This is a genomic window from Halobacteriovorax sp. CON-3, from assembly GCF_043196995.1.
Classification (GTDB): domain Bacteria; phylum Bdellovibrionota; class Bacteriovoracia; order Bacteriovoracales; family Bacteriovoracaceae; genus Halobacteriovorax_A.
Genome location: NZ_JBEBNA010000002.1, coordinates 604,781 through 619,364 on the forward strand (window position 1 = coordinate 604,781; position 14,584 = coordinate 619,364).

The 14,584-nt window shown below is 34.8% G+C and carries 13 protein-coding genes; 11 read left to right on the forward strand and 2 right to left on the reverse strand.

Features of this window, described 5'->3' with window-relative positions; genetic code table 11:
- Nucleotides 1–3: 3 nt before the first annotated feature.
- The 5 genes from ABMA72_RS13595 (at nucleotide 4) to ABMA72_RS13615 (ending at nucleotide 7,718) form a co-directional block, all read left to right on the forward strand.
- A complete protein-coding gene (locus ABMA72_RS13595; RefSeq protein WP_392859240.1) occupies nucleotides 4–660 on the forward strand; it encodes a hypothetical protein in 657 nt (218 codons plus the stop codon).
- Nucleotides 639–1,577 carry a hypothetical protein gene (locus ABMA72_RS13600; protein WP_392859243.1) on the forward strand — a complete coding sequence of 313 codons (939 nt, stop codon included), beginning with the start codon at nucleotides 639–641 and terminating at the stop codon, nucleotides 1,575–1,577. The genes ABMA72_RS13595 and ABMA72_RS13600 overlap by 22 nt, the downstream gene beginning before the upstream one ends.
- Nucleotides 1,574–3,286 (forward strand): hypothetical protein, encoded by a 1,713-nt coding sequence (locus ABMA72_RS13605; protein ID WP_392859245.1) that lies wholly within the window; start codon nucleotides 1,574–1,576, stop codon nucleotides 3,284–3,286. Before ABMA72_RS13600 ends, ABMA72_RS13605 begins: the two co-directional genes overlap by 4 nt.
- Entirely contained in the window at nucleotides 3,283–7,410 is a 4,128-nt protein-coding gene (locus ABMA72_RS13610; protein WP_393057521.1) for an ankyrin repeat domain-containing protein, read from the forward strand. The genes ABMA72_RS13605 and ABMA72_RS13610 overlap by 4 nt, the downstream gene beginning before the upstream one ends.
- 128 nt (nucleotides 7,411–7,538) lie before the next feature.
- Nucleotides 7,539–7,718 carry a hypothetical protein gene (locus ABMA72_RS13615; RefSeq protein ID WP_392859250.1) on the forward strand — a complete coding sequence of 60 codons (180 nt, stop codon included), beginning with the start codon at nucleotides 7,539–7,541 and terminating at the stop codon, nucleotides 7,716–7,718.
- Between the two features lie 12 nt (nucleotides 7,719–7,730).
- Here the strand turns inward: ABMA72_RS13615 and ABMA72_RS13620 are convergent, their stop codons facing one another.
- The gene (locus ABMA72_RS13620) at nucleotides 7,731–8,630 is read right to left on the reverse strand and encodes a helix-turn-helix domain-containing protein (protein ID WP_392990075.1); all 900 of its coding nucleotides are present in this window, start codon (nucleotides 8,628–8,630) and stop codon (nucleotides 7,731–7,733) included.
- A 67-nt stretch (nucleotides 8,631–8,697) separates the two neighbouring features.
- Here ABMA72_RS13620 and ABMA72_RS13625 point away from each other — a divergent pair, with 67 nt between their 5' ends.
- A complete protein-coding gene (locus tag ABMA72_RS13625; protein WP_392859253.1) occupies nucleotides 8,698–9,405 on the forward strand; it encodes a hypothetical protein in 708 nt (235 codons plus the stop codon).
- On the opposite strand, the gene ABMA72_RS13630 is transcribed toward ABMA72_RS13625, so the two are convergent.
- Nucleotides 9,395–10,354: a YeiH family protein gene (locus tag ABMA72_RS13630; protein WP_393057523.1), complete on the reverse strand. Its 960-nt coding sequence runs from the start codon at nucleotides 10,352–10,354 to the stop codon at nucleotides 9,395–9,397. The two genes, ABMA72_RS13625 and ABMA72_RS13630, sit on opposite strands and share 11 nt — an antisense overlap.
- A gap of 45 nt (nucleotides 10,355–10,399) precedes the next feature.
- On the opposite strand from ABMA72_RS13630, the gene ABMA72_RS13635 reads away from it, so the two are divergent.
- The 5 genes from ABMA72_RS13635 to ABMA72_RS13655 all read left to right on the forward strand — a co-directional run bounded on the left by ABMA72_RS13635 (nucleotide 10,400) and on the right by ABMA72_RS13655 (nucleotide 14,581).
- Nucleotides 10,400–10,903: a GrpB family protein gene (locus ABMA72_RS13635; protein ID WP_393057525.1), complete on the forward strand. Its 504-nt coding sequence runs from the start codon at nucleotides 10,400–10,402 to the stop codon at nucleotides 10,901–10,903.
- A 62-nt stretch (nucleotides 10,904–10,965) separates the two neighbouring features.
- Complete coding sequence (locus ABMA72_RS13640) at nucleotides 10,966–12,288, forward strand: peptidoglycan DD-metalloendopeptidase family protein (protein ID WP_392859260.1); 1,323 nt, start codon at nucleotides 10,966–10,968, stop codon at nucleotides 12,286–12,288.
- A gap of 37 nt (nucleotides 12,289–12,325) precedes the next feature.
- Nucleotides 12,326–12,985, forward strand: a complete 660-nt coding sequence (locus ABMA72_RS13645; RefSeq protein ID WP_393057527.1) for a hypothetical protein — start codon at nucleotides 12,326–12,328, stop codon at nucleotides 12,983–12,985.
- Nucleotides 12,986–13,016: 31 nt separating this feature from the next.
- Nucleotides 13,017–13,556: a hypothetical protein gene (locus ABMA72_RS13650; RefSeq protein WP_392859265.1), complete on the forward strand. Its 540-nt coding sequence runs from the start codon at nucleotides 13,017–13,019 to the stop codon at nucleotides 13,554–13,556.
- A 194-nt stretch (nucleotides 13,557–13,750) separates the two neighbouring features.
- Nucleotides 13,751–14,581 (forward strand): hypothetical protein, encoded by an 831-nt coding sequence (locus ABMA72_RS13655; protein ID WP_392859267.1) that lies wholly within the window; start codon nucleotides 13,751–13,753, stop codon nucleotides 14,579–14,581.
- Nucleotides 14,582–14,584 lie beyond the last annotated feature (3 nt).

A 14,584-nucleotide genomic window follows, 5' to 3' on the forward strand; every position in this document is an offset into this window, starting at 1 on the left:
ATAATGAGAACAACAATTGTAATTGGCATACTACTTGCTTTGTTTAGTAATAACAGCTTTGCCCAAAATTATTGCGATAAAAGCCTAAAGCAGATTGATGCATTTTTATCAAATAATTCTGGCTTTGTACCATTTATAGAATATAGCTGCTTAGAAGGTAACCCAAAATATGTAAAGAGTGCTTTAACGATTTTTGCGCAAAACCTTCAAAAGCAATTTGATAGATTAGAAAATCTTGAGAAGAGTGCAAAAGATTTCAAGAAGTCAGTTATGAAAGAAGCTAAGGCCCTTGAAGAAATGATGATAATTGATGTTGGAAATAACGCCTTTGAAAGCAAAAAGAATATTTATTTCCAAAAGTTAATCAATATTAGCCAAGATATCGCAGTCAAAGAAAGAAATTTCACTAACGAAATTAGTGGTATGCGAGCAACTGGAGCACTGCTTGAAAACTTTGTTCCACACCTAGAAGGAGATGTTGATCTCGTTAGAGCTAAACTCGGATACGACAGTGTTGAAGAAGTAATTGAATTGAAAGAATACCTATTTGATTATGGACAAGATCTAAGAGATACGCCACTTGAAATACAAATGGCATTAGATCAACTAAAGGAAACGCAAAAGCATTTGACGCCAGTATGGGAAAAATTAAAACTATAATCATATTTTTAAGTATAATAAGCTCTTTTGTTTTTGCAGAAGAGCTTTTTGTAAAACCGAATCAGACTAAGTATTTAAGTCTAAAAAAGTTCAAAAAAGAGAGTGATACCGTTTATTCTCTCTATATTAAAAAGCTAACTCTAAATAACGAGTCCGTCTTATTTCTTCCAACTAGTCTCTCTAATAAAATAGCCAAAATAACAATTGATGAACTTCACGTTCATGGTAAAGGCTATATTGCCCAGTCAGTACGAAGTAATGTGAATATTGTACGTCATAAGGGAGAAGTTGGTTTAAAAGAGTATTATGAAGACTTAATTCCAAGGGCCGAAAAGGGTGAAGATGGAGAGCGTGTTAATCATGAACGTGCTCCAAGCGGGGATGGAGATAAAGGTAGAGATGGAAAAAATGGAAAGAACGGTCGAAGCGGAATCAGTGGAATTAAAGAATTAAATTTAGATATTAATATTGCCTCATTCGGTCAGCTAGATGTTGTCTTAGTTGGAGAAAGTGGTGGGCATGGAGGACATGGATCAGACGGTCAAGGTGGTAGCCATGCTGAGTGTGATAGAAATCGTGGTGCCAACGGTGGACATGGTGGAAATGGTGGACAAGGGGGATTCCCTGGAAGTGTCGGTGCAATAAATATCATGTGGCAAAGTGATTTACCTCTTATAACTACTGGACAAATACCATTTGGATTAAATGTAAGACAATACGCGGGACTTGCTGGTAATCCTGGAAATGGTGGAGCAGGTGGTTCTGGTGGTGACTCTGTAAGATGTGGGCTATGGAAACGAAGTGGTGGAGATGCAGGTAATCCTGGCCGAATAGGAACCTCTTTAAGAGGTAGTGGTGATTATATCTTTTTTGGTCGAGTTGGAGATGTCTCCATCATCAATAAGGATATGCAATGAGAATGATATCTTTATTAATTCTTCTCTATTCGAACCTTTCTTTTGGAAAATCAATTGCTGTAACAGGAAAGCCTGCAAGCAGCGAATTATTCAAATCTGTTTATACTTTAGAGAATCAGGGAACATCAAGCTACTATTGTCGAAATATTTATCTTAAAAATATCGATTATTTATCAGGTGGAGAGTTCGTTTATTCCTTAGACGATAAGATTCAAAATAAGTTAATCAATGCTAAGAGCTCTATTAAAGTTGATCAAGGTTTATCGCAAGATCTTATCGATATGATCGATCTATTTCCAAACTTAACGGTCAGTCATACGAATATGACTTACAGTCATGACTGTGAAGTTAAGAGTGTTCGTATGAATAATATCTTTGTTCTTGATGATGGTTCTCAATGTGGTGCCGGTCTTTCATTAAAGAAGTATGTTTTAGATAATGGAAATAGGAATTTAATTAGTGTAGAAGATAAAGAAATAAACTTCGTTAAAGATAGCATTTATACAAAATTAAATGTAGTTGATGCAATTCTTGTTTTAGATAGGGGAAGTTTTCAAGTACTAGATACTAAAGATAATACGGTTACTCCTGTTTTGTTTGACCTAGCAGATCAGTACTTTATTTCTGCTTTTGGGATCTCTAAAGATAAATTTGTCATTGTATCTTATGATAGAGAAGGAATGAGATTAAATCTTATTGCAAGAAATGCTAATAAATTTGAATCTGTTAAAGAAATTGTAACGAGTGTTGGAAAATTAAAGTTTAATGACACTAATGAAAGATTAATAAATGTAGAAGAGGCCAGGTATAAACTCTTTAAGCAGGCCGAAAGAATCAGTAAGACAATTAGTATCTATATAAAAGAAGAGATGTCATTTGAGTCTCTTGAAATTCTGATTTCATACCGTTTCCCAAAAACAAGAATGTTACAAACTAGTTATTCGCTAACCGAAAATCACTTCACTAAGTATAAATATGATGTAAGTGATGTTTTTAGTAGCAGTAATATTGGTTTTAAAAAGTATGTATTAGATCTCGGACAAGAATTTAGAGTTTTAAAAGATTTAAATATTAACTTTGATAAGGTTCAAAACGAGATATCAGAAGGAATGTATAAAAAAGCTGCACCATCAAGTCGAGTTTTAAAATATGGGGACTATAGTGTTAGCGCACGTGATGATTCGCTTAAGCTATCATTCGATAAAAAGAGTATTGAAGTTGCAGGGACATGTCGTCCAAAGCTAATCTTTTCAGATAAGAAGTATCTCTTTAAAAATGCTGACATTAATACTCTTTATCAAGGTAAAACTCTACTGACGATGAGAGTGAGAAGCTCAAATTATAGTGAAGCATTAAAACTAATCGCAAATGGTGCACGAGTTGATGAAAAGGATATTAGAGGAAAACTTCCAATTGACTACGCTGTCTATAAAAGAGACTTGAAGATGATTAGGTTATTACTTGAAAATGGTGCAACATTAAGTAGCTCTAAATCATTCAATCTTAATGACCAGTTTGAGAGAACGTTTGATGACTATGATTATCAAAATCAAGTTACTCAAAATGAAAATATTGAATACTTTAGTTATCTCGTGAAGATTGCGTTAGAAAAAGAAATTATAAAATTAAACAAGAGTGAAAAAAGAATGTTGAAAGATAATATTTCTTCTATCCCTGAACTCCATAAATTAATAGGTGGTGTTCTATGAATAAAATAATAATCTTACTTTTATTTTCTTTAAATATTTTTGCTATATCAGATAGTGTGAAAAATGCTATTGAAAGAGATAATGTTGAGGAACTTGCGAAGCATAAGTTCGAACAGCTATCCAGCAGATCAAGAGATAAGGCCGGGCAGACTCCTTTAATCTATGCACTCCATAAAAGAAAATTAAATGTAGCAAAGTATTTAATCTCTAGGAAGTTAGGTGTTTATGCAAAAGATTATATCAGCCGTTCTCCAATTACTATTGCCCTTAGTAAGTTTGATGATGTTGAATTATTTAAGCTTTTAATGGAAAACGGAGTTGATCTTAAAGCTAAAGATAAGCATCAACGAGATATATTTTATTATCTTGAAAAAAATAGTAATGAGGCAATAAAGAGATTTATCAAAGCTGAATATAATAAGATTAAAGAAATATCACTCATTCAAGCAAATGAATTGGAAAACTCTCTTACAAATGGTGATACAAGGAAGCTCGAGCAATATCTTAGTAAGTATCGAACGATTAATATTAAAATTAGTAATCTTTCTGTTTTAGACTTTCTAATCAAGTCTAATTCTCTTAGTAAGTGGTCAATGTCTTATCTTGCATCACTTGGCCTAGATGTATTCGAAAAAGGATTTATCTATCAACTTATTACTTCTAAAAATTTCGAGGCATATAAAGAATTGTCGGATTATCGTACAAATATTATAAACGGACCAAAAGGGGAGAGTCTTCTTGAAGTTGCACTAAAAAATGATGCTCCAGATGATATTTTATTAAGTATTATTAAGAAACAAAAAGATCTTAAAATTAAAGATATTGCAGGTAACTCATATCTACATTTAGCAATTATTAAGAATCGTCCATTAATTGTAGATTTTTTGATTAAAAGGGGGTTAAAGCTTAGCCTACGTAATCGAAAAGGTGACACAGCTTTAATGCTTATGATCGATAGTTTTGATAATGCTAATGTTAAGACTTATATAAAGGACAATCTTGATTTACTGAGTATCCAAAATAATGATGGTACTGATGCTGTTATAAAACTTGCTAAAAATAAACCTGAGCTATTAAATTCAATTCTTAAGGAGTTGAAAGGAAATTATGACTTTACACATTCAGATAAGTTTGGAAATCGTGCGGTTATCTTAGCGGACGTAAAAATTCCACGTACGAACCCTGTAGAGGTAGGGACAACTTTAAATGAGCTACCTAATGTTGATTCTGAACAATTAAACACGCCAAATCTTAATGCTGATATTAAAACTGTTGATAAGGTTTCGACGGATTTAAGTAATATTGATTCTTATATTGGAGATCGTTTATTTGACAAGTTTGTTAATGATAGCGTTGATTCGTATCTTACAAGAGCAGTATCAAGTTTTAAATCACATCTCTTAAATTTATTATCAATTCACGACGAAGAATTCTCTTCTACGTTTAATGAAGTTGAGGATCTTAAGTCGGTATTGAGAAATACACAAAGTTCTTTGAAATCTATAAAACATAAGAAAATTGAAGTATTAGCATCTTATCAACAACTTAAGGCCAGCCTCGATGGTTTTGATGGTGAGAGCTTTAATCGAACGATTAACTCTAGTGTGTCTCAATTAAAGGGTGAACTTAGTAATATCATCAATTTTGTAAATGAAGTTAATTTTGAATTGAAAGAGTTTAGCTCACACCGTAACGAACTTGAAGGTGTTCTTAAGCAATTTAAAGAAGGCAAAGATAAAATCTCTCTTGAGATTGATGTCATTAGACAAGAATTTACTCAATCTAAGAAGCAGCTTTTAGCTTCTATTGAAGAAACTAAATTTTTCTACAGTGGTGAATTATTATCCCTTGAATCTAATGTGCGACATGAAAAAGGCAAACTAGATCATGCTAAATCAAATCTGGATGAAGATGACAAGCTGATACGACAGGCGAAGGCAAATAAAGCTTCTGCTGTTTGGAGTAAAGAAGATTATAAGAGTAGAGAAAACCATCCAGGGCATGACCCTAATACTTGCCAGTGGACGACAAAACGTAAGGCAATGCAAAGGCGAATTGAAGTATTAACCAAACAAATAGAAAGTTTAGATATTAAACGTAGAAGATCAAATCAGATATTTAACGATATGTTAAAGAACTATAATTTTGCAAAAAATGACTATGCAAAATATAAAGCTTTCTCAAGTCAGAAAATACAAGATTTTAGAGCAAAGATAAATAATGAAATCAAAATAAAAGAAAATAATGTTCGAAATGAACTCGCAACTCTTGAATATAGTAGAGACCTCGATTTCGATGATGTAAGGATAGAAGTTGAAGGTTTAAAAAATGAAATAGAAATGCGATTTGGGGATATTTCTAATGTTGAGAATACTTGGAATAATATCTATACTTCGGTACAGAAACTAAACTCAATAGCATCTTTAAAAGACGCTATGAGATGTGGAATGTTGGGGTGTGCTCCAATTATTTTACTTCCAGATAATGGTACAAAGCTATCTAAAGATTTCAACGAAAAAGTAATGTCTCTTTCATTGAAGTATGCAAGTTATAATACGGTATATGATTCTCAACATACATATCGATATCAAGTTAATAATCTTGATAAAATGGCCCTTGAAATCAAGAAGCTAAACAAACAAGAAGCTTCTTTACTTGATAAGACAAGAACAATAAGTAAAGATCTTCTATTAAAGTCAAAAGATTTAAAAGATGTCCAGTCTTCGGATAACCAAATCTTAAATGAACTTATTTCAATTGAAGAGCTAGTTTTTAAGAATCAGTTTTTTAAAAATGCCGTAGAGGTTAATAATAGTCAACGAAGTGATCTGAAAGCACAATTAGGGATAGATAATGAACTAACTATTGAGTCTTTGATCGTTAAAGAAGAACAAGAATATACACCTTTAGTTTTAAATACAGTATCTCTTAATTTTGAAGAGTTAAAGACTGTTAAGACTTACTCTAAAAAGAATATACCTTCATTGTTAGGACAGTGGTTTGATGTTTTAGCTATAAATATGAGGGGGCCACAAGGTCTATATACAATTGAAGGTCGTGATTTATTCATTCGTTCTTTAAAAGATATAGTGACAATAGAAAAGGTGACTGATGGCGAGCTTAATTCAGTTAAGATCATTACAAATTATGGTGACTTTGTTGTTGATGAAACTGGGATGCCGATTTCTGTAGATGAAGAAGATAGGTCACCACTTGACTTTGAACTTACTTCAACTGGTGTTGTGAGAGAGCGTATTTTAGAAGTTGTTTCGAAATATCGTAAGATTTATCCTGATGTAACAATGGATGATTTAAATCAAAACCATAACCTTTCAATTATTGTCTCTTTGTTAAAGATGGCCGACCAAATTAACGATGCAAAAAGAGCAGAAGAGGTAATTGATATATTATTTGTACTTGCAAACCCTATTCTTCATACTGTTCCAGGGGGACCGATTGTTGCAAAAAGTCTTGGTATGATAAAATGTAGCTATGAGTATTTCAATCGTATACGTTTAGGGATGCATACAACTAACGTTGAGGAAACAAATCGAGCTCTTTCTTGTTTAAGTGATATTTTATTAAGAGTTCCATTTAGTAGCAAAATCAATAAAGTTTTAGCAAATGCATTTGATGGCATTTTGCCTTCGAAAATCATGAGAAGATTGACAGAGGTAATTTTTCCATCAACAACATCTAAAATTTATTCTTATAAGCCACTGAAGGAATTTATAGAGGGAGCTTTTGGTCTAGGTATATCTGAGTTAAACGAATATCTTTTGGTTGAAGATGGTAATGCCCTAGAAAAGTTAAGATCATCGTATAGCTTTTATCAAGATGGGTTAGCATTAAATGGGTTAATGACTGTTGAGAAGAAAAAATTAACGTTTGTAGGCATTGGTGCAAAATTATTGAGAGACCATTTTGGAGAGGTTTTTACAGTTGATAGTTCTATTAATTTTTTGAATGTATGTAATTATAGTAAATCACATTTTAGTGAGAAGTTTGTAGAGTATTTTGGTACTGGGATTAATAGTTTAGAAACTAAAGTAAGTTTAAGCCTTAAAAAAGGGGCCCAAATACATTTGGTGAAAGGTAGCGTATGTCTATTCGTAATAGAGTAGTTATAATTTTAAAATCAATAGTATATTTGTTAGGAATATTAAATTTATTCTATCTCTCTAGCTTTGTTGATTTTATCGCAATTTATATTTTTATTTATTTTATTTTCCACTATTTTATATGTTCTTACATGCTTAAAAGTGAATCAACAAAGTATCAATTCTTAAAAGAGTTAAGTACTATTAATTTCTATATTCTTCCAGTCATTATCTATTTCTCAATGGAGAGTACTGATAAGACAATCTATGACTTTTTATTCAGTGCTAATTTTTACAAGAATATTTATATAATTATTAAAAGTGCCTTTTAGATGGAATAGAACTTAGATATTTAATAAGAGCAGATCTCTGTATTGGGAGATTGGCATTTTCATTTCCTTCTTAAAGAAACGCCTAAAGCTCATGTCATCAATGAAGCCTAGTTTGAAAGAGATCTCCTTAATAGGCATGTCTTTGAGGATATATTCTTGAACTTTCTTTATACGATAGGACTTTAGGCTATCGCGGAAGGTTGTGTTGAAGTTTTCTTTCAGGTGTCGTTGTAGTCCACGAGGGGACATCCCTAAGCTTTGGGCAATACTTGTTAAGGTGAGCTCGTCGCTTTTAAGCTTGTCATAAACATTAAATAACTTTTTTAATTCTGGATCATTATCATATTTATGCTTTGGAATTTGATATTCGCGAATTCCTGGACCTTGAATAATTTCGTTGTATTGTCTGGCCGTCTTCTTCCCCAGCTCTTTCTTTATTATTAGGCAAATGACATCAAGGTAACTAAGAACTCCACCTGCCGTAATAATCTTTCCTGATTCAATGATTGTTCTGTGGGCCTCGACATTAACTTTTGGATACTCTGCTTTTAACTTCTTTTCAAAAAGCCAGTGAGTTGTTGCTTTTCGTCTATCGAGTGCCCCTGTTGAAGCAAGCTTTATTGCACCACCACAGCATGCCACAACTTTTGCTTTCTTATGAGCAATATGGGCCTTGATTATCTTTGCTTCCTCTTTTGTGGCCTTTTGAGGCTTGTAGCAAGGGGGAAGGATAAGGTAGTCCGCAACATTTCCTGCTGCTATTTTTTTATTCATTTGGTTCGTGATTTTAAATATAACCTTATCATTTATGTATCTAAGGATTTCAAAGTAATCGATAAAGTTCTGCGTCGTACTCTTTAAAGAGTCTTTGCAATCTAGAATATGAATATTTAATATTGTCGTGTTTTGCATAGATTATGTCATAAGTGACAATGGTGTTTAAGTCAAGCCTTCGGTAGAGTTTACTTAAGGAGAATCTATGAAAACAATCAGTCCTCCTCACAAGTGTGGGGTAATCAAGAGCTTAATAAAATATGACTTAAAAGAGACTATCTATCGTAGCAAAATGGCGCTGACGAGAAGAAGTGCCAGCTATATCAACTCAGTTGAATGGAGTATCCCAAAGAGTGAAAAGGTGCAAAAGATTATTACTCTTGCTGACAAGCTCTATGATGGACCTCTCTTTAATCATGGCATCAGAAGCTATGCCTTTGGAAAGATCTTAATGAGTTTGAATGATGAAAAGGTTGATAATGAAGTTTTCTTTATTGGCTCGCTTCTTCATGACCTTGGCCTAATCAAGGACTGCACTGGTACGACTTTTGAGCTTGTTGGGGCAGACGAGGCATGCGCTCATTGTAGCGATATATTAACTGCAAAGCAGCTTGATATTATTCATGAAATGATTCTTCTGCACGGAGCAATAGGGTATGCAGAGAATAAAAGTAACGAGCTAAAATATCTTCACTATGGTGCTGGGGTTGATGTTGCGGATTTGTGGAGTCACCGCCTAAATGAACAAAATTATTTTGAAGTCTATAGTAAGTACCCTTCGCAAGGTCATATTCCGTATATGATTGATCTTTTAAAAAAGAGAATGAACGAAAACCCAAATATGTACCTCTCTACTGTTATTAACTTGGGCTTCCTTGGGAAAATGAAAAAAAAGGACGCCCCTAAGAGATAATATTAGACATGATTAAGGTAAGTGTTGAGATTGCTGTGAAACACCAAAGTAGCACACCTTGAAGCATAGGCTTAACTCCTGCTTCTTTAATATGATCTAAAGTAATACTCGAGCCAATATAAAAGAGAGTCAGGACCATAAGTTTTTTGGCACCAGCGTAAATCATCGTTCCTGTTGGTTTTAATTCAGGAATAAATGTAACGAGGGCCGCCGCCGTAATAAAGCCCAGGATGAACCATGGTTTCTTTGTTTTTGTTTGAACAGTAGCACCTTGTTTCTTAAGTTGCATGGCCGTTGTAAAACTAAAGATAAGAGCTAATGGAATAATCCAAAGTGCACGAACGAGTTTTACAATTGTTCCAACCTCAAGTGCTTTGGGCCCATAACTCAGAGCTGCTCCAACAACGGAACTTGTATCGTGAATGGCCAAGGCCGACCAAAGCCCAAATGAAGTTTGGTCAAGATGAAGTAAGTGGCCAACCCATGGGAAGACGAATAGGGCAATGGCATTTAATGTGAAAACCACGGCCAGTGATACTGTTACTTCATGATTCTTTGCCTTGATGACAGGAGCGACTGCAGCGATTGCACTTCCTCCACAAATTGCCGTTCCTGAGCTTATTAAAAGAGTTGTATTAAGAGGAGTTTTAAAAAGCTTTCCTAAGAGACTTCCTATAGCAAATACGGCCACAATACTTAGGGCCGTAAAACCGACTGATTGTAGCCCAACCTTTGTTACCACATTTAGATCCATTCCCGCACCTAGGCCAACGACAGCAAGGGCCAGTAGTTTCTTAACTGCTTTGCTCGTCCAGTCTTGAAATGGGTTTCCTATAAGTAATGAAAATAAGATACCTGCAAAAAGAGCAATGGCGGATGAGACCCACGGACTTAAACATAGGATAGAGAGGATGATGAACAGTAATTTCTTTACGTTTTGATTTTTCATAACTTTACTATCGCACTCTTTTTGCGAATATGCTAAGTTCGCCACATGGAAAACAAAATAGAGTTAGTAGAATATAATGATTTTTGGTTAAAAGTTTTTGAAAAGGAGAGTCAGACTCTGGCAAAGCTTTTGAGAAATAATCTAATGGGTTGTGAGCATATTGGCTCGACAGCTATGCCAAAAGTTGTTGCCCGTCCAACCCTGGATATTCTATGTGTTGTCCATACTCTTGATGGCATTGAAATGTTTCGAAATGAATTCAAGGACCAAGGTTTTTCATTAACTTCAAATGATTCAAAACATTTCTTATTTGAGCGCAAGTCACCTGAGGGAGATCGAGTCCTTACGAGTGTTCGTATTCTTAAGAAAGGGGATATCAAAATTAGCGATATTCTAGACTTTAGAGATTACCTAAACGCTGAACCTATGATTGCGACTGAGTATAAGAATGCAAAGTTGAATCTCATACAAAATCACTCAAATGATATTGCTCTTTATGAAGAAATGAAGGCGAGATTTATTGAGGCAGTACTTTCTAAAATTAGCTAGATCTTATTTAGAAATCGTTAAGAGTTGGTTAAGAAATTTTGGTATATTCCGATAAGTTTGCTATGCTTATTGGTAAGATGTCGAAATTATTTATTAGCTTAATTCTATTAAGTGGCCTCACTGGCTGCCAACAAGTTTATGTCTCTCAAAATGTAGAAGCCTCTACACAAATGATTGTCAAAAGCCCCCTTATTCATACAACGATTGTGAAGAAGGGTAAGGTCAAAAGGGGACAAGGTCTGTATCAGGCCTTGCAAAATATTAATATCGATAATAAGCAAGCATTGAATCTAATCAATCAACTTAGAGATGAAGTTGAGTTTTCAAAACTTAAAGTCGGTGATCGATTAGAAGCAACTTTTGATGAGTATAATATGCTTATTAAATTTTCTTTTGCGCAAAATGATTATGAAACTCATGTTGTTTCTTTAAATGAAGATACTGGTAAGTGGGATTACTCTTTAAACGAGTTGGATACTTATTGGCAGCCACGAATGATTGAAGGAAATCTCAATTCGGGATCAACTCTTCAAGATGATCTTTTGGCCATGGGCCTAGAAAGATCAGTTGTTAATGAAGTTATCAATGTTCTACTTTGCAAAGTGAATTTTAGAATGAATGCACGTGCGGGAGATCAGTATAAGATTCTTCTTAGCGAAAGAAAGCACTCTAAGAAAACTGTTCAAACAAAAGTTCTCTTTACTTCTTATAGTGGTGTAAAAGCTGGTAGTCATGAAGCTTATTTCTACGAAGATGAAGAAAAGAGCTCGACTTATACAGCTCATTACACTCCAAATGGCCAGGCCTTAATTAACTCAGGGCTTCGTTATCCTCTTCCTAGACTTCACGTGCGTTCAAACTATGGTTGGCGCATGCACCCAGTTACGGGAAGACGTGCTATGCACAGAGGTGTTGATTTAAGGGGAAGAACTGGTGAGCGAGTACACGCTGTTGCTGCCGGAAAAGTTATCATGTCCACTTATAATAAGTTTGCAGGTAACAAAATTGGAATTAGGCACAGAGACGGATCAACTTCGTACTACTATCACCTAAATCGTCGTAGTGTAAAAGTAGGAGCATGGGTTAGATCACATCAAGTTATTGGAACTGTTGGTGCGACAGGAAGAGTAACTGGCCCACATCTTCACTTCGGTTTTAAAGACTCAAGAGGAAGATGGATGAATCCACTAAATAAGAGAATGATTGCAACTCCTAAGCTTACAGGTGAGCGCCTTGCGAATCTACAAGGACAGGTTAGTAAGATCAAGGGTGTTGTTGCTGATTTACAAATTAGTAAAGAGTCAAAATATCTAGTTGCTAACTTAGATAAGATTAAGCGCTTTCCAAGTGCTCTTGATAATTTTAGCTTCTTACCTAAAGAATAAGCTCAACTATTATTAAGTTTTGTCGATAAACGTTCATATGCGTTTAAAGCTCTTTATACTAACAATTCAATTTATTGCCATCTTCGGTCTTGGCTTCTATTCTTCTAGTACGAAAGAAGGCCAGCGCTCGATAAGTTCATACTCAACTTCAAGATCTGTTTCAGAAATAAGTTGCTCAAGTGCACTTAGAACTTTTCTTTCTCCTTTAAATCTTGAAGAGAATATTATGCTTTGGCATATCTTTAAAGAGCAGGGGGCATCAGTTAATCCAAAATACCTTTCTCACGAAGACTTTGACTCTCTCGCATCAGATCCAGACCATAACTTTAAGCAAACTCAAACGAGTCAGCTTGAGGCCGTAAGTGGACTCTATGCCCAGGAAAGGGGAATCATTGCTGCAGGGATTGAAAGAGGGCCTGAGGGAACTGAGTTTGTTGATGGTGATGGGATCTTTTGGGATGTGAAAACACCAATCTCACCACTTCTTACTCATTCTTGGCGTTTTAATATTGAGAAGGCCGGAAATAGTATCAAGCACAAGCTTGAGGCCGTTGGTAATATTCATATTCTTGTGGATCTCTCTTATATGAGACAAAGAAATGTAAGCGACTTAAAAAAGTGGATTAAAAATAATATTTCCAAAGAATTACAACAAAGAATTCGCTACGTTACCGTACCTGATGCCATTGTCGATTAAAGCTTATCGCTGTTTTTAACGATAAGAACACATGAGATTAATTAAAGCATTTCTCATATTTCTAGTTGTGTTCACAGGCCTTGCAAATGAAGCCGATATGAATACGTTAACAATTCGCACCTCTAGCGAAGAAGCTAAGACTTATAAAATTAAAAAAATAAAAAAGACGAGACTCTCTGCTGATGGTGGACGAGTGATCCTTATTGAAACCTATGGGAAAGAAAAGTGTGTTATACCGATGGATAAGATTGTGAATACACCACGTCCAAATTACCAGGGCTGTACTCATTGTTTCACTGATGATGTAGAAGTTGAAAGTTACTATACGCAAATGTTTTTAAATCGAAGAAATCCAAAGATTAGCTGTGATGTAACAAATGGTGAAACAGTTGGTTTTAACTTTATTGGCGGAACAACAATTAACGGTGAATCAAAGCTTGTCTCTTCTGGCCTTGTCCTAGAGTCTGCAGTGTATTCAGAAGGGCCATTTCTTCATAAGGAAAAGAAGCCCAATGCTCTTGAGAGACTATTAGATGGAACTGCAGATCTTCTTCTAGATGCTGCATTTTAATTATTTTTTTTATTTTTATGACTTCAAAGTAATCATATGTATTCATGCACATTCATCAATTTAATCTTTAGATAACCTAAAGATTCACGTCCTATTCCTCCTTTTTCGAATTTTTGGGCTGTTGACAAAGCTTTGCGTTGGCCAGTATTGGTGTCACCTATATTTATTTACAACCAAAATTACCGGAGAGAAAAATGTTTCGTAGCTTACTGACGATTGTGATTACTATTGCCTTTGCATCATCTGTTGTTGCACAGACTCAAGTTCCAGCTGAGTTTGAAAAGATTAATACTTACAAAGAAATGAAGAATTATGCACAAGATAACTTTGCTGCAAATTCAACTTGTATGGATGAGTATCATCAAAGAGTTAGAAAGCTTAGAAAAGACCTACTAATGCAACCAGTGAAGCTTACACTAGGTCTCGTTCAACTTCCAATCGTAGCAACTCTTGGTGGTTTTGTTCTTGGTGGTATTGCTGATGGTGGCCCGATTACTGAGTTCGGAGAAAAAATTCTAGAGCTACTTGATATTGATTTAACAGAGACGATTGACGCTGAAACGGCACAAAAGATTATGGATGATTTGGGAATTAAGCCTATTGAAGCTATTCAAACTGGAGCTGGAGCAGGGATTGGTGCTCTTGGTATTGTACTTATTTATAATACAGTGAAGATGGGTGTTATTAGTTCAAAGATTATTGCCACTAAGAATGCTGCGAAGATGTCATTTACTGGTTATATCGGTGGAGGGAAGAAGTTTGATAAGCTTGTTGCCAAGATTAATAAAAGAGTAAACCGTGCTCTTAAGAAAGAGGGACTTGAAGAAGTTGAGGTTGCTCCAGAAAGAATCTCTGAGCTACTTGTTGAAGCAGATCAAAACTCAATGTTTTGTACAGGTGAACTTAGAAAGTCGAAGAGTGCAAAGAAGTTTGGTGCTCCTCTTAGAAAGAGACTTGCAAAGAAGTCGGATATCTATCGTTACTTAAGAAATACAATTTTAGCAGAGTACGGAATTACTAAGTAATTC